Genomic DNA, 16,452 nt, shown 5'->3' on the forward strand with positions numbered 1-16,452 from the left:
TTTATTATTTAAAAGTTCTGTTCTTTAAATTGGATGTGATGAAGTTTTTTATAGACGCCTTCTTTCTTTGCTAGTAATTCTTGTTGGGTTCCTTGTTCAATGAGACGCCCATTTTGTATCACAATAATTTTATGAGCACGTGCAATCGTTGAAAGACGATGAGCAATAACAATAGTTGTACGCCCTTGTGTAAGCTGATCAAGAGCTTCATTGATTTGTATCTCAGTTTGTGAATCTAATGCACTTGTTGCTTCATCAAGAAGCAAGATTTCACTATCATGAAGCATGGCGCGAGCGATGGCAATACGTTGTTTTTGTCCACCTGACAGATTATTACCATTATCTCCAACTTGTGTATCATACCCATTGGGTAACGCCATAATAAAGTCATGAGCATTGGCTGCTTTTGCAGCTTTAATAATATCGTTATCACTTGCTCCTTCTTTTCCAAGTCTGATATTGTATTTAACACTTCCTTGAAATAGAAAAGTATCTTGTCCTACGTAGGCCATAAGGTTTCTAAGGGAACGAAATGTGACGTAGCGGATATCTTGATCATTAATCAATATACGGCCTTGAGTGGGATCATAAAGACGCATAAGAAGGTTAATAAAGGTTGATTTTCCTGAACCCGATGGCCCCACTAATGCTGTCATTTTTCCTGCTTCAATTTCTAGATTAATATCGTTTAGCACCATATGATTATCAGTATAAGCAAAGGAAACATGCTCAAAGCGTATAGAATTTTTTATTTTATTAAGATCTTTAGCTTCTTTATGTTCCATAACTGTAAGAGGATGATCGAGTATTTCGAACATTGTATGGATGCTAACCAGACCAGATTCAATTTTAACACGCACATTTGCCAGTCTTTTGGCTGGTTCATAGGCTAAAAGTAAAGCAACAATAAAGGACATTAATTCACCTTGAACGCCTGTACGCTGGTTTGCAAGATAGCCGGTAAAACAAATAATACCTGCAATCACAATGCCAGTCAGTGTTTCCATAATTGGATTTGTAGCAGCTTCAAGCATTGCGATACTATTTGCTTGTTGTTCAACATCATAAATAGCTTTATTCATGCGTTTTTGCATCAATTTTTCGAGTGAAAAAGCTTTTATGACATGAATACCAATCGTTGTTTCTTGTACGATTTTGATAATTTCTCCGAGTGAAAGAAGTTCTTTTTCCATAAGGTTACGAACATGCTTTAAGGCTATTCGAATTCCTAAAAATGCTAATGGACCCACTATTAAGGTAATGGCAATTAATGTGAAATTTTGAATAAACATAACAAACAAAAGACCAGTAACAGAAAGTAAATCACGCACAAATGTTGTGATAATAATATCAATAATATTGCGCGCTGCTGTTGCACTGTGGGTTACACGGACAAGAAGATCAGATGAAGTATTATTTTGATAAAAAGAGACGCCTTGTTTGATGAGATGTCTATAAATTTTACGTTGTTGTTCAGCAACAATACTATTGCCTGCTTTGCTTAGAAAATAAGTTTGAGTAAAAGTTGCAATCCCCTTAAGAATGAAAATAAAAGCAATAACACTGGAAATAAAAACAATCATATGAAAATTTTGTCCATCAATAATATGATTGACCACATCGCGCATAATCCATGCGCTGATGACAGTGGTAAAGGAAATAATGATCATTGAAACAATGGCTACACTATAGCAGCATATATGTTTATGAAAATTTTCTTTTAAAAGCCGAATGATGAGATGTTTATCAGAAGAGGATATTTGTGTTTTGGCCATGCAGCACTTCTATCACTTTTTTATGCAATATCAAATCATCCTTTATAGGAGAGTTTGAGGGCTTCTGATAAATAACCTTTTTTCTACGGATTAATCATTAATTTCTTATTAAAAAAGTATAACGCGACAACCCTGCAATGTACAAAACTACATTTATACATTTTCAATAAGCTTTATAAGGTTGAAATTGTCATTAAAATTATTTAGGCGCTATTACCATCATAATTTGACGACCTTCAAACTTTGGTTCAGATTCGATTTTGGCAATTTCGCTTGTATTTTCTTTAACCCGCTGAAGAAGCTTTATTCCAAGATCTTGGTGCGCCATTTCACGACCACGAAAACGCAAAGTAATCTTCACTTTGTCACCATTGTCAATAAAACGACGGATCGCTTTTAGCTTGACCTCATAATCATGAATATCAACATTAGGTCGCATTTTAATTTCTTTAATTTCGATAGTTTTTTGTTTTTTACGCGTTTCAGCTGCTTTTTTTTGATTTTGATATTTTAGTTTGCCTAAATCAATAATTTTACATACAGGTGGCTCTGCATTTGGCACAATCTCAACTAAATCAAGCCCAGCATCTGCTGCCATAGAGAGCGCTTCTTGTGTTGTAACAATCCCCTGATGTTGTCCTTCATCATTAATTAATTGGACATGAGGCACTCGAATATCGCGATTTGAACGCAACCCATCTTTGGGGCTAGGGGTTATTTTAAATGGTCGACGAATGGTTTATGCTCCTTAATATCAATTAATTCCTAACGGAGCAGTATACAATATATAGAGAGAAAAACAACAGAAATTCGCGCTTTTTTCATTATCATTATAAAGATTATTTGTTATATTACTTTGAAATACAGTGATTCCCTTTTTGTAAAAAGAATATTCTCTGAAGAAAGGGTGATAATGGATCAGAATATTCCTTGCCAATTTTTTTCATTTGAAAATACGATTCTTGCTGTTCGTCACCACAAAGGCAGTCGCTCTCCTGGTTTAATTTGGTTATCTGGTTATAGATCTGATATGTTAGGGAGTAAAGCGACGGTAGTTAATAGTTTTGCGCAAAAAAATGATTTTTCTTGTTTGCGTTTTGATTATTCTGGTCATGGAGAGTCGAAAGGAGATTTTTTTCAAGGAACAATTTCGCGCTGGGTTAAAGAGAGTTTAGCTGTTATTGAGGCTTATTGTGAAGGTCCGCAAATTTTGATTGGTTCTTCTATGGGGGGTGGATTGCTATAAGGCTTGCTATGATACTCGCGCAAAAAAACAAGGCGCCTGTTGGGATGATCTTAATTGCACCTGCTCCTGATTTTACGCAGACTTTGGTGGAACCTGCTTTAAGCGTAGAGGAATGGAGGATGCTCGAGGAAAAAGGCTATTGTGAACGACCTTCGGTGGATGGTTTAGAATCATTACTTTTTACAAAGGCATTAATTGAAGATGGGCGAAACAACAGTGTTATGAAAGAATGCATAGATGTTGGATGTCCAATTCATATTCTGCAAGGGATGGAAGATGATAAGATACCTTATCAGCATACATTGACTTTACTTGATTATTTGCCTTTGCATGATGTAACATTAACTCTTGTGCGTGATGCAGATCACCGATTTTCACGTCCCCAAGATTTGGATTGTCTTGAAAAGGTGTTGATGTCTTTGATTGATCGATTCAATGCTGAATAAAGGTTATGTTCATTTATTATGAGAGATATAATATATGGTTGTGTATGAAGAGGACTTTATTCTCTCTAGTTGTCGTGTACCTTTGCGGGTAAAAGAACACAAAAATGCACGCCGTCTTACCTTGCGTATTGATGTAGCCAGACAAGAGATTTATTTGATAACTCCGCCTGCAGTAGCGCTAAGTGTGATTCAGTGGTTCATTGCAAAACATCGATCTTGGATTGAAAAGCATTTTGCTCGTGGAGGAATTATCAACGAAGATTCTCATCTCAAAGAGGGGTCACGAATTCCTGTATTGGGGGCTTCACATGTTATATTGCGTAAAGAGAAACGTGGAGTAGCTGAAATTATTACAGGTGATGCTGGACAAGAATCACAGATCATTATTTACAGTCGATCAGAACATCTTCCAAGACGTGTTGCTGATGTTTTAAAAAAACAAGCTAAAATTATTATAGCACCGTTAGTGGTTCATTATGCAAACAAGGTGGGGAGAAAGGTTAAATCAATTAGTTATAAAGATACTAGAACACGTTGGGGATCATGCTCAACAGGTGGTCGTCTTTCTTTTTCATGGCGTCTTATTATGGCGCCAAAAGAAATTGTTGAGTATGTTGTTGCACATGAAGTAGCTCACCTTGTTGAAATGAATCATGGAGAACGATTTTGGTCTCTTTGTGAAAAGCTGTGTCCTGAGAGAAAAACCTATCAAGCTTGGTTAAAGAAAAATGGCTATACACTTCAAAGGATTAATTTTCACTAATGTAAAAATATGATTCTTTTTTTATGTATGTATTGTTTTTGTATGCTGGATAGTGTTACGTGATATAATCTGGGCTATAGGGGGGATGAAATAACGAAGCTTTGCTTTATTTGGTGATAGACTCAATATTTTTACTTTATCTTTTGTGTGATTAAGTTTAGCATTTTAAAATTGCTCTTTTTAGATTGGAATAGCATTTATGCTTGTTCTTACAGATCCTGTTCAGCTTTTACAGATACTTATTCGTTGCCCTTCTATTACGCCCATGAAGCAGGAGCTTTATCCACTTTGGAGCACTTTTTAAGAAAAATGGGATTTTGTGTTGAGCGTCCTGTTTTTGTTGATAAAAATACAGAAGATGTTGAAAATCTTTATGCAAAGATAGGCAGTGAAGGTCCGCATCTTATGTTTGCTGGCCATAGTGATGTAGTACCACCCGGTAAACTAGAAAATTGGACTTATCCTCCTTTTGAGGGAGTAATAAATCAGGGAAAATTATATGGGCGAGGCGCTGTTGATATGAAGGGTGGGATCGCTTGTTTTATAGCGGCGCTGGCTCGGTTTCTGGAGAAAAAAACACTCAAGGGAAAGGTAAGCTTTTTAATAACCGGTGATGAAGAAGGTCCTGCGATAAACGGTACAGTCAAGCTTTTAGAATGGGCAGTACAAAAAGGTGAAAAATGGAATGCAGCCATTGTGGGTGAGCCAACAAGCGTTAATATTGTTGGTGATGTGATCAAAATTGGACGGCGAGGATCGATTTCTGGTATTATTACGATTAAAGGTTGCCAAGGTCATGTTGCTTTCCCTGAGCGAGCAGTGAATCCATTGCCTTTGGCAAATAAGCTTATTCAAGCGTTGACACAAAATGCTTTGGATCAAGGAACAAAGGATTTTCAAGCAAGTCATTTAGAATTAACAAGCATTGATACAGGAAATTTTTCTGTCAATATTATTCCAGCACAAACAGTTATTCGTTTTAATATACGTTATAATGATCTTTGGACAAAAGAAGCACTCGTTGCTGAAATTGAGAAGCGCCTTGCTTCTGTACATTCTAAAAATGATCAACTACCATATTATCAGCTTGAATGGATATATGGTTTAGGGGGTGTCTTCTTGACCAAGAATGATAAATTGGTTGGAATTTTGTCAAATGCTATTAAAAGTGTAACAGGGAATATTCCGGAATGTTCAACTTCTGGTGGCACCTCGGATGCGCGTTTTATTAAAGACTATTGTCCGGTGGTTGAATTTGGTTTGCCAGGGCTCACTATGCATATGGTTGATGAATGTGTGACTCTTGATGCTATAGAAAATCTAACTTCTATTTATGAACGTTTTATCACCGATTTTTTTGCGTAAATGAAGTAATAATTATTTTAGTGACATAGATAGGATGAGGCTTCAGAGATTTTAGTTTGCTAATTGATAAATAATGTGATCAAGAAAAATGCGTCCTTTTATTGTGGCTTTTAAATGTTTATTGTCCGTTATTTCCACTAATCCTTGTTGTTGTAAATGGATCAGTTTTTTTGACGATAAACTTTGGCGATTTAAAGTTTCATAGCGTATTAGATCAAGTCCTTCTGTAAGACGCAAGCCCATGAGCAGCATTTCGTTAGCTTGTTGTTCTCGAGACAAGTGTTCTGTATTAATACAACCATGCCCTGTAGTTTCTACTAATTCAAGCCAATTTTCGGGATGTTTTTCATTTATGGTAACATAACGGTTATGATTTTCAGTTTTGGATGGTAATTTTTTCTGAGAAAAGAGAAGAATTTTTCAGTGACTGCTTGATAAAGCGCCATGCGCACCGACATCTAAAAGCTCACGGCTATCAAGAGGTGGTAAAATGGAGGGTAAGCATTGGGCTAACATGGATTTACCTGCACCAGGAGGACCTACGAATAGAAGATTATGCCGTCCAGCTGCACAAACTTCCAATGCCCGTTTTGCAGATTGTTGTCCTTTAATCTCACATAGATCTGGTAATTCGGTTAATGTGGTATATTGACGTGGTTGTGGTCTTTTTTGAATCTGTGTTCCTTTAAATGGTTGTATATAGTAGAAGAGTTTCAGGAGCAAGGATATCCTTCTGCATTGCCCATGCTGCTTCGGGACCACATTTGTGAGGCAAATTAACCCTTTATCAAGCGATAATGCCGTCATGCAGTAGGTAAACACCATTAACAGAGTTAATAGATCATCAAGTGATATCACCTAAAATGATGTATTTTTGACCTATCTCGGAAGGGAGAAGATTCATAGCAAGCATTAAGCCTATGGCAATGGAAGGTCATAATGTGAACCTTCTTTGGGTAAATCAGCTGGTGCAAGATTAACAGTAACTCGTTTGTTTGGCATAGAAAGTCCGCAAGCATGAAGAGCTGCTTGTATCCGTTCACGGCTTTCTGCGACTGCTTTGTCGGCTAATCCAACAATAGCCATTCCTATTTACCAGAGGAATCATAACCGTACATCAACAGGAATTGCTTCTAAACCACGAAAAGCAACCGTTGTAATATGCGCACCATTATTTTTTCCCCCTTCTTTTATTTGAAAGACACAATCATATCTATGTATAAAAATCAAGAAGTGCTTCTACACGCTTTTTAATGAAGTTATATAGAAAGATTTGATAGCACTGTAATGGAGGACCATTTGTATAAATTTAACTATAATATATATGCTTCAATAAAGTATTTAAAATCAATTAAATGAATGTATTAAAAACATAAAAATATAACACTACACAAAGCCTTGTTTCACAGTTCTTGAAAATCTTGTGAATACGAAGAAAAAAGGGAAAAGAGCTATGAAATAACATATTTAAGAAAAGTATATTACTTAATGTAATTAAAGGGTGAAGAATTTAAATAAAAAACAATGTTTATCATTCTTTAGTCGATTTTATTTATAAGAAAAAACGTTAAAATGTTTGTTAAGGGTACCTAATTTGGTAATATGTCAGACAAGAATTTCGCTGAAATTAATAACCGCATATAGCGTAGTGGTAGCCTTATGCCTAATTTTTACTTTTACACGGTCAGTTGTAGCATTTGAGCTTTTTGGTTTTCATTTATTTGGAAAAAAAAATTCAGCTTCTTTTCCATATGGAATAAATAGTGCAGAAAAATCTTATACAATTAAGGTAGTTGCTCCACCGGAGGCTTCATCAGAAGGGATTAAAATAGCTAAAGCTGCGTCTTCTCTTGTTTCTGATCAAGGTAAAACAGTAGCAAATTCATCTGGTTTGTTAGCTAAAGCCCGTTCAGATTATCGGACGATACTTGCAGCTCTCTATGCTGATGGACGTTATGGTGGTATCATTAGTATTAAAATTAATGGTTTAGAAGTTTCTGACTTAAGCCCTTTGGCTCAATTACCTGCCCAGTCGAGTATTATCATTACAATTGATGCTGGTCCACAATATGTTTTTAATGTTGCGAATTTCAATAAAGATTTTTCTCTTGAAAAGTATAAAATAGGTGAAATTCTTTCAGTGGAAAATTTAGGTTATAAGGTTGGTGCTGTTGCAAAATCTGAGACTGTTCTTAAAGCAGAACGGTGGTTAATAGAAAGATGGCGCCAACAAGGTTATGCTAAGGCAAATATTGTGAATCGTGATATGGTTGCTGATCATGCAGCGCGCTTTGTTGATGCGCAGATTACAGTTAATCCTGGAAAAAAGGCTTATTACGGCTCTTTAAATGTGCGTAATGTGAGTGAACAACCACGTATGGATTCAGCCTATATTGCATGGATGACAGGATTAAAATTAGGTCAACAATATAATCCTGATGCGTTGATCAAAGCAAATAAACGGCTTGCACGACTTGATGTTTTTCGTGCAGTGACTTTGCGTGAGGCTGAAACAATTAGTTCCGATGGTCATTTACCACTGACACTTACTTTAGAAGAACGTAAACCACGACGTTTTGGCATTGGTGGTAGCTATTCAACATTAGATGGTGCAGGGCTTGAAGCCTATTGGATGCACAATAACCTTTTTGGGCAGGCAGAACACCTTAAAATTGAGACTAAAATAAGTGATATTGGTAGTAGAAAAGAAGAATCTTATCATCCGAAAAATTTTGATTATCTTTTGGGAGCGACATTCATTAAGCCTGGCATCATTACTCCTGATACGGATTTTGCGGCAGAACTGAAAGGAGAACAAGATGTTTTAGATAATTATACTACGACAGCTCTCAAAGCGCAGTTAGGGATTACGCATATCTTTAATGATAAGTTATCAGGGCGAGTTGCTTTAGCTACTTTTAATGGTTATTCACGTGATGATTATTTTGGGAACCGTCATTTCACTACAATTGGATTATTGAGTGGTATGATTTATGATGGCCGTAATAGTACAGTTAATGCAACAAAAGGCCTATATGGTGAAGCAGTTCTTGAATCGCTTTATGAAATGCGTTTTGATAGTTTTGTGACAAAAATGACAATAGAAGGTCGGTCTTATTGGGCGTTTGATGTAAAAGATCATTTTATTTTTTCAACACGAGTAAAGTTTGGTACGATTATTGGAGGTAATATAGCTGAATTGCCTTCAGGTACTCTTTTTTTTGCTGGTGGTGGTGGATCTGTTAGAGGTTATGCTTATCGCAATATTGGCATAAAAACAGAAAATGATACTATTATTGGTGGGCGTTCTATTGTTGAAGGGTCAGCTGAATTACGCTTTTTCTTTAACAATAAAATAGGATTTGTGAGTTTTATTGATGGCGGTTTTGTAGGGGAAAAAACGCATTTTAATTTTTCACAACAAATGAAATGGGGAATGGGTATTGGAGGTCGTTATATGACTGGTTTTGGCCCTTTTCGGTTTGATGTAGCTTTTCCTTTTAAGCGAGAGAAAGGTGATCCTCGTGTTGGTTTTTATGTGGGTATAGGACAAGCGTTCTAATGAAAAAAATGTGGTATTTGAGGTTTTTTTTATTTGGATTTTCTCTTTTGATGATAAGCTTTTTTTTACTTGTTCAGAGAGGAAATTCATTCACTGGAGAAGAAATAAGAAATGATCGTTCATGGCTTGTCTCTTTTATTGAACGTAAAATTTCAGCACCTAATCGACAAATTCGTTTGCATAACGTCCAGGGAGTATTATCTTCACAGGCCTCTATTGATACAATTACTATAAGTGATAACAAAGGTATTTGGCTTAAAATTAACAACGCTAAGGTCGATTGGAATCGTTTAGCTTTGTTGCGAGGACATGTTGAAATTAATCAACTTTCAGCAGAAAAAATTATATTTTTACGCCAACCACAAAACTCATCCTCAATTTATTTTTTTGAAGCTGATCAGTTTTCTATACCCAAATTGCCTATGGCAATTTTTGTTAATACATTAATGGTTGATTGCCTGACTTTTGAAAAGGACATTTTTGGCTTTGCTTCTGATGTATCATTAAAAGGGCATTTAACCTTAGATAATAATGAGCTGGATACCAATATAGAGTTTCAACGTTTAGATGAATTAGGTTATTTTTCTATCTTGACAAAAATATCCAAGGACGATCGTACAGCTACAATTGATATTATTGCTGACGAACCGCAAAATGGTATTATGGCTAATATTCTTGATCTTGAAAAGCGTCCTGCATTAAACCTCTCAATTAAAGGTAATGGAACTTTTGATGATTTGGTTATTATGATTAACTTAAAAGCTAATCAGCAACCTATTGTAGAGGGCAATTTTATTCTTGCAGGAGTTCTAGAAGGTTATAGTCTTATAACGAATTTAGAAGGAATAATCGGTTTTTTAATGCCTGCTCAATCTCAATATCGTAGTTTCTTTGAATCTAATGTTGCTTTAAAAGCAAAAGCAACGGTGACAAACGAAGGTGCAATGCAGCTTAATCATATGACTATTCAAGGAGATGCAATTGATGTTGTAGCTAATGCTGAAATAGCGAATGATGGATTTTTACGACGTCTTTTTATTGATGGCAAAATAGCTTTTGATAAAGAAAAATCATCAGCTCCCTTACCACAATTAGAGACACGAACACGCCTAGATAATCTTGCTTTAACAGTTGATTATGGCCGTAAAGGACAACAAACTTGGAAAGGACGGCTTGCCATACATCATTTGAGCAATGACAATGTTCATATTCGTGATGCCGTTTTTGATATGGGGGGTGTGAGTGAAAATCTTGATAATTTAGTTTCTCGTCATGTAGGTATTCAGATTAATGGTACTCTTCAGGGAGTTACAAAGATTAAGGATGGTTTTTCAGAAGATCTAAATCAACCGATTTATATGCATCTTGATACGGATATTTTTTCTGGAAAACCAATGTCAATCCATAATTTTAGTATTACAGCTCAGGATTTTTCTATTTGGTTAAAAGGACAAATGGATTCTTTCATTTTTAAAGGCGATCTTAGCGTAAAAGCGCGGACATTAGCACCTTTGGGTTTGTTGAATGGGCAGTCATTTTCTGGTAGTGCGGATATTAAAGCAAAAGGAAATTTTAATTTAATTAAAGGTACTTTTGATCTTAAATTTTTAGGCATAACTGACAATGCTACAATAGGAAGGGGAGCAATTGATCATTTATTAAAGGGAGAGCTTTTTCTTTCAGGTGATATTGCGCGGAATGCAATAGGTTTAATTGTAAACGATTTCCATTTAAAAAATCAGTTTGCCAATATAAAAGCTGATGGCTATTTTGGCAGAGAAAGTGCTAAAATGGATTTTTCTGCCCAAATATCTAATCTTACTCTGTTAGATCCAAAAATGGAGGGCTCTGCTACAATTAAAGGTGCAGCTAGAGGACATAATAGTCTTATAACAATCAGTACAAAGGCTCAAATTGTTGAAGCTTTTTTGGTTGGGAAAAAGCTTCAAAATACAATATTCAATGTTAATGCGCTTATGGATAATACATCACCAGTTGACTCCTATTTAACGGGCTTTATAGAGGGAAAGGGGACTTTTGCTGAGAAACCATTAGAGCTATCCGCTGCTTTTAACAATACCGCCCATATCTGGAAACTTCAGGATATAAATATTAAAGGGGGTAGTGCGCGTATAACCGGTGATATTGCTCAAACGTTTGAACGTTTTTTAAAAGGAAATTTGCATATTGATGCGGACGATATTTCAATTCTTTCTGCATTATTTTTGCAAAAAGGGAGTGGGAAAGTGAAAGGAGATTTTATCTTTGATAAAGTAAATAACCAACAAATAGCAAATTTAAAAGCTGATGTTAACCATTTTATACTTGCAAAAAATGAAATAAAAAAATTGGCTATACAAGCTGATATATTTAATCCTTTTGGTGCGATACAATTTAAAGGTTCCGTTAATGCAGAACATATTCGGACACCATTCGTGATGGTAAATCATTTGAATGCTCAAGCTGTGAATAACAATGGACAAACAGTTTTTAATGTTCAGGCAGTATTGCATAATGATACGAATGCAAAGCTTTCTGGACGCGTTATAACAGAAGGGCTACCTGCAGATGTGAAACAAAAAGTGCAGCTTGAAACTATAGATTTGAAACAAGCCAGTTTGCACGCAGCGTTACTTAAACCAGTGAGCATCCTCTTCGATAAAAATGGAATAACGATGAGTAAGTTAGGAATTTCTATCAATGAAGGTGAGATCGCGCTTTCAGGCAATATTCAAGATACTCTTAGTTTGCATCTTACAATGAGTGCCGTTCCTGCCACATTAGCGAATCTTTGGAAACCAGATCTTGATGCTGCCGGGACTTTAACAGGATATATTATGGTTCATGGGAGTTTTACAAAGCCTGAGATAATTTATGATATAAGGGGTCAAGAGTTGACGATTGCTTCTTTTCAAGAAAAGAAAGTAAAGCCTTTTGCTTTTTCTGCTAAGGGTAAAACGGTTAATCAGGACCTTCTTTTATATGCTGAGCTGAGTGGAGATGGATTGCAAGCGCAAGCACAAGGAAAAGTCCCTCTAGATAAGAGCAGTTTTGATTTACATGTTAATTTAAAAAATTTTCCTGCACATTTGATCAATGGTTTTATTAAGAGACAGCTTCTTGGAGGAGAAGTGGTTGGTAAGGTTGATATTGGTGGAGATTGGAAGAGTTTGTCTACCCATTTTGATTTCTCTAGTCAAAATTTGACAGTTATGACTCATAAAGGACAAGAGTCAATTAATATGAATATCCGTGGTTTTTATAAACAATCGATATTTCATATTGAGCATATAATAGCATCAGGTGCTAAGGATTTGGATCTTTCTGTTAATGGACAAATTTCTTTGAATAATTCGAAAGTTGCATTGCGTATTAAAGGCATGATGCCTCTTGGCTTTATGAATCAATTTGTAGCTGAACGTGGTGCGCATGTAGCGGGAATAGTAAAAATAGATAGCACCATCAGTGGTGCATTGTCTCAGCCACAATTAGAAGGACACTTTTCTGTATCTAATGGTCATTTTTTGGATACACAAACAAATTTAGAATTGAATAATATAAGGTTTGAAGCCAAACTGAATGGCGATCATATAATTTTAGAGAATGCTTATGCTTCTTCATCTTATGGAGGGTCTCTTTCTGCTTCAGGCCGCATTTCTAATGATTTACAGACCAATTTAGTGATTTATCTTGATCATGCCCATTATAATGATGGATCTATGGTTTTTGCAACATTAACAGGCGAAATGACAGTAACTGGTTATTTTTTGCGTGATCTTGTTATTGGTGGAGATATCACAGTTGAAAAAGCAGAGTTTCTTATCCCTGATAATTTTAAAAATTCGGCTTTTTTAGATCTTAAACATAAGAATTTAATTGCACCGATTCAAAAAACACTTGAACGAGCTAATGTTAAAACTTATGGTCATAATCAAAATGTTTCTGAAAAGTCTTCTTCTGTTGTGCGGTTGGATGTAAAAATTAATGCACACAACAAGTTTTTTGTACGTGGTCGAGGGGTAGATGCTGAATTAGGAGGGAGTATTAATTTAAAAGGTCCTTTACAAGCTATGCGTCCGGTTGGTGAATTACAAATGATTCGCGGAAGGTTTGATATTCTTTCACAACGTCTCAATTTCGAAAAAGGACAGGCAAGCTTTAACGGTAATCTTAATCCTACTGTTTATTTTATTACCAATAATAATAATGGCGATATTCGTGTTAATGTGATAGTAAGAGGGACAATTGATAATCTTGATATTCAGTTTTCTTCACAGCCTATTTTGCCACAGGATGAAGTATTAGCACGTTTGATTTTCAATCGCTCCCTTAACGAATTATCGCCATTTCAAATTGTTCAGCTTACAGCAGCGGCAGCTGAGTTTGCTGGTGCTTCTAATACATCTTTATTGAATACTTTACGCACCCATATTGGTCTCGATGATCTTGATGTTGTTGTCGATAAAAAAGGCAACACAGGTTTACGTGTTGGACGCTATATCCATGATAATATTTACTTGGGTTTTGAAGCAGGATCCAATGGAACAACGAAAGGAACAATTAATTTGGATATTTCACGCCATCTTAAAGCTAAAGGGGCTATAGGCAGTGAAGAAAATAGGAGTTTTGGCTTGTTTTATGAAAAAGATTATTAACTTAAGAATTAGTGATAGTGATAAAGTTTATTATTTAAAAGTTCTGTTCTTTAAATTGGATGTGATGAAGTTTTTTATAGACGCCTTCTTTCTTTGCTAGTAATTCTTGTTGGGTTCCTTGTTCAATGAGACGCCCATTTTGTATCACAATAATTTTATGAGCACGTGCAATCGTTGAAAGACGATGAGCAATAACAATAGTTGTACGCCCTTGTGTAAGCTGATCAAGAGCTTCATTGATTTGTATCTCAGTTTGTGAATCTAATGCACTTGTTGCTTCATCAAGAAGCAAGATTTCACTATCATGAAGCATGGCGCGAGCGATGGCAATACGTTGTTTTTGTCCACCTGACAGATTATTACCATTATCTCCAACTTGTGTATCATACCCATTGGGTAACGCCATAATAAAGTCATGAGCATTGGCTGCTTTTGCAGCTTTAATAATATCGTTATCACTTGCTCCTTCTTTTCCAAGTCTGATATTGTATTTAACACTTCCTTGAAATAGAAAAGTATCTTGTCCTACGTAGGCCATAAGGTTTCTAAGGGAACGAAATGTGACGTAGCGGATATCTTGATCATTAATCAATATACGGCCTTGAGTGGGATCATAAAGACGCATAAGAAGGTTAATAAAGGTTGATTTTCCTGAACCCGATGGCCCCACTAATGCTGTCATTTTTCCTGCTTCAATTTCTAGATTAATATCGTTTAGCACCATATGATTATCAGTATAAGCAAAGGAAACATGCTCAAAGCGTATAGAATTTTTTATTTTATTAAGATCTTTAGCTTCTTTATGTTCCATAACTGTAAGAGGATGATCGAGTATTTCGAACATTGTATGGATGCTAACCAGACCAGATTCAATTTTAACACGCACATTTGCCAGTCTTTTGGCTGGTTCATAGGCTAAAAGTAAAGCAACAATAAAGGACATTAATTCACCTTGAACGCCTGTACGCTGGTTTGCAAGATAGCCGGTAAAACAAATAATACCTGCAATCACAATGCCAGTCAGTGTTTCCATAATTGGATTTGTAGCAGCTTCAAGCATTGCGATACTATTTGCTTGTTGTTCAACATCATAAATAGCTTTATTCATGCGTTTTTGCATCAATTTTTCGAGTGAAAAAGCTTTTATGACATGAATACCAATCGTTGTTTCTTGTACGATTTTGATAATTTCTCCGAGTGAAAGAAGTTCTTTTTCCATAAGGTTACGAACATGCTTTAAGGCTATTCGAATTCCTAAAAATGCTAATGGACCCACTATTAAGGTAATGGCAATTAATGTGAAATTTTGAATAAACATAACAAACAAAAGACCAGTAACAGAAAGTAAATCACGCACAAATGTTGTGATAATAATATCAATAATATTGCGCGCTGCTGTTGCACTGTGGGTTACACGGACAAGAAGATCAGATGAAGTATTATTTTGATAAAAAGAGACGCCTTGTTTGATGAGATGTCTATAAATTTTACGTTGTTGTTCAGCAACAATACTATTGCCTGCTTTGCTTAGAAAATAAGTTTGAGTAAAAGTTGCAATCCCCTTAAGAATGAAAATAAAAGCAATAACACTGGAAATAAAAACAATCATATGAAAATTTTGTCCATCAATAATATGATTGACCACATCGCGCATAATCCATGCGCTGATGACAGTGGTAAAGGAAATAATGATCATTGAAACAATGGCTACACTATAGCAGCATATATGTTTATGAAAATTTTCTTTTAAAAGCCGAATGATGAGATGTTTATCAGAAGAGGATATTTGTGTTTTGGCCATGCAGCACTTCTATCACTTTTTTATGCAATATCAAATCATCCTTTATAGGAGAGTTTGAGGGCTTCTGATAAATAACCTTTTTTCTACGGATTAATCATTAATTTCTTATTAAAAAAGTATAACGCGACAACCCTGCAATGTACAAAACTACATTTATACATTTTCAATAAGCTTTATAAGGTTGAAATTGTCATTAAAATTATTTAGGCGCTATTACCATCATAATTTGACGACCTTCAAACTTTGGTTCAGATTCGATTTTGGCAATTTCGCTTGTATTTTCTTTAACCCGCTGAAGAAGCTTTATTCCAAGATCTTGGTGCGCCATTTCACGACCACGAAAACGCAAAGTAATCTTCACTTTGTCACCATTGTCAATAAAACGACGGATCGCTTTTAGCTTGACCTCATAATCATGAATATCAACATTAGGTCGCATTTTAATTTCTTTAATTTCGATAGTTTTTTGTTTTTTACGCGTTTCAGCTGCTTTTTTTTGATTTTGATATTTTAGTTTGCCTAAATCAATAATTTTACATACAGGTGGCTCTGCATTTGGCACAATCTCAACTAAATCAAGCCCAGCATCTGCTGCCATAGAGAGCGCTTCTTGTGTTGTAACAATCCCCTGATGTTGTCCTTCATCATTAATTAATTGGACATGAGGCACTCGAATATCGCGATTTGAACGCAACCCATCTTTGGGGCTAGGGGTTATTTTAAATGGTCGACGAATGGTTTATGCTCCTTAATATCAATTAATTCCTAACGGAGCAGTATACAATATATAGAGAGAAAAACAACAGAAATTCGCGCTTTTTTCATTATCATTATAAAGA

At 35.6% G+C, this 16,452-nt stretch carries 7 protein-coding genes and 4 pseudogenes; 5 read left to right on the plus strand and 6 right to left on the minus strand.

Annotated elements, in window-relative coordinates; all coding sequences use genetic code 11:
- Positions 1 to 8: 8 nt before the first annotated feature.
- Together BAR153v2_RS06825 and infC (BAR153v2_RS06830) are read right to left on the minus strand one after the other, a co-directional pair.
- Complete coding sequence (locus BAR153v2_RS06825; RefSeq protein WP_078680852.1) at positions 9 to 1,775, minus strand: ABC transporter ATP-binding protein; 1,767 nt, start codon at positions 1,773 to 1,775, stop codon at positions 9 to 11.
- 199 nt (positions 1,776 to 1,974) lie between these two features.
- Positions 1,975 to 2,493 (minus strand): translation initiation factor IF-3, encoded by a 519-nt coding sequence (gene infC / locus BAR153v2_RS06830; protein ID WP_078680853.1) that lies wholly within the window; start codon positions 2,491 to 2,493, stop codon positions 1,975 to 1,977.
- Between the two features lie 195 nt (positions 2,494 to 2,688).
- Here infC (BAR153v2_RS06830) and BAR153v2_RS06835 point away from each other — a divergent pair.
- The 3 genes and pseudogenes from BAR153v2_RS06835 to dapE all read left to right on the plus strand — a co-directional run bounded on the left by BAR153v2_RS06835 (position 2,689) and on the right by dapE (position 5,595).
- Positions 2,689 to 3,467: pseudogene (locus tag BAR153v2_RS06835) on the plus strand (alpha/beta hydrolase).
- A 34-nt stretch (positions 3,468 to 3,501) separates the two neighbouring features.
- Positions 3,502 to 4,230 (plus strand): M48 family metallopeptidase, encoded by a 729-nt coding sequence (locus tag BAR153v2_RS06840; protein WP_078680854.1) that lies wholly within the window; start codon positions 3,502 to 3,504, stop codon positions 4,228 to 4,230.
- 199 nt (positions 4,231 to 4,429) lie between these two features.
- A pseudogene (dapE, locus tag BAR153v2_RS06845) lies at positions 4,430 to 5,595 on the plus strand (succinyl-diaminopimelate desuccinylase).
- 51 nt (positions 5,596 to 5,646) lie between these two features.
- Here the strand turns inward: dapE and BAR153v2_RS07300 are convergent.
- Positions 5,647 to 5,973: pseudogene (locus tag BAR153v2_RS07300) on the minus strand (coproporphyrinogen III oxidase); the annotation flags it as partial.
- 75 nt (positions 5,974 to 6,048) lie between these two features.
- Positions 6,049 to 6,789, minus strand: a pseudogene (locus BAR153v2_RS07725) (magnesium chelatase domain-containing protein); the annotation flags it as partial.
- 400 nt (positions 6,790 to 7,189) lie between these two features.
- Here BAR153v2_RS07725 and BAR153v2_RS06860 point away from each other — a divergent pair.
- On the plus strand, positions 7,190 to 9,157 hold the full coding sequence (locus BAR153v2_RS06860) for an autotransporter assembly complex family protein (protein ID WP_078680850.1): 1,968 nt from the start codon (positions 7,190 to 7,192) through the stop codon (positions 9,155 to 9,157).
- Positions 9,157 to 13,812, plus strand: a complete 4,656-nt coding sequence (locus BAR153v2_RS06865) for a translocation/assembly module TamB domain-containing protein (RefSeq protein ID WP_078680851.1) — start codon at positions 9,157 to 9,159, stop codon at positions 13,810 to 13,812. The genes BAR153v2_RS06860 and BAR153v2_RS06865 overlap by 1 nt, the downstream gene beginning before the upstream one ends.
- Positions 13,813 to 13,846: 34 nt before the next feature.
- Here the strand turns inward: BAR153v2_RS06865 and BAR153v2_RS06870 are convergent, their stop codons facing one another.
- Entirely contained in the window at positions 13,847 to 15,613 is a 1,767-nt protein-coding gene (locus tag BAR153v2_RS06870) for an ABC transporter ATP-binding protein (RefSeq protein ID WP_078680852.1), read from the minus strand.
- A gap of 199 nt (positions 15,614 to 15,812) precedes the next feature.
- Entirely contained in the window at positions 15,813 to 16,331 is a 519-nt protein-coding gene (gene infC / locus BAR153v2_RS06875; RefSeq protein ID WP_078680853.1) for a translation initiation factor IF-3, read from the minus strand.
- Between the last annotated feature and the right edge of the window lie 121 nt (positions 16,332 to 16,452).

Source organism: Bartonella sp. AR 15-3 (genome assembly GCF_002022445.1).
Taxonomy (GTDB): domain Bacteria; phylum Pseudomonadota; class Alphaproteobacteria; order Rhizobiales; family Rhizobiaceae; genus Bartonella.

Bases quoted from the DNA above. Each gene is read 5' to 3' on its own strand.
- BAR153v2_RS06825 (WP_078680852.1), bottom strand. From the start codon at position 1,775: ATGGCCAAAACACAAATATCCTCTTCTGATAAACATCTCATCATTCGG.
- BAR153v2_RS06840 (WP_078680854.1), top strand. From the start codon at position 3,502: ATGGTTGTGTATGAAGAGGACTTTATTCTCTCTAGTTGTCGTGTACCT.
- BAR153v2_RS06865 (WP_078680851.1), top strand. From the start codon at position 9,157: ATGAAAAAAATGTGGTATTTGAGGTTTTTTTTATTTGGATTTTCTCTT.
- BAR153v2_RS06870 (WP_078680852.1), bottom strand. From the start codon at position 15,613: ATGGCCAAAACACAAATATCCTCTTCTGATAAACATCTCATCATTCGG.